Raw genomic sequence first — 260 nt, 5'->3', positions numbered from 1 at the left:
CTGATCACGGAAGGCACGTGCTGGGCGCGACTGCCCGACTGCAGCGAGCCCGCCATCTGCGTCGGCGCGGGCGAATTGCTCGTCGTGCCGCAAGGCGAGGCGCACATCATGGGAAGCGCGGTCGATCTGACGCCCGTGCCCGCCGGACCGCTCATCGAATCTCAACTGGCCGCCATGCCGGGCGAAGTATTGAATCTCTCGTACGGCGGAGGCGGCGCGCGGACCAGCGTGCTATGCGGCTTTCTCGCCTGCGACGATGC

Annotated in this window: 1 protein-coding gene; it reads left to right on the top strand. The window is 68.1% G+C overall.

Annotated elements, in window-relative coordinates; all coding sequences use genetic code 11:
* Window positions 1–260: cupin domain-containing protein (locus SB753_RS38585; protein WP_410805352.1), on the top strand; the 260-nt coding region annotated here is incomplete at both ends.

Origin of the sequence: Paraburkholderia sp. SIMBA_053 (genome assembly GCF_046534895.1) — a bacterium.
GTDB lineage: Bacteria > Pseudomonadota > Gammaproteobacteria > Burkholderiales > Burkholderiaceae > Paraburkholderia > Paraburkholderia caledonica.
This window is presented reverse-complemented; position numbering and strand designations above follow the sequence as displayed.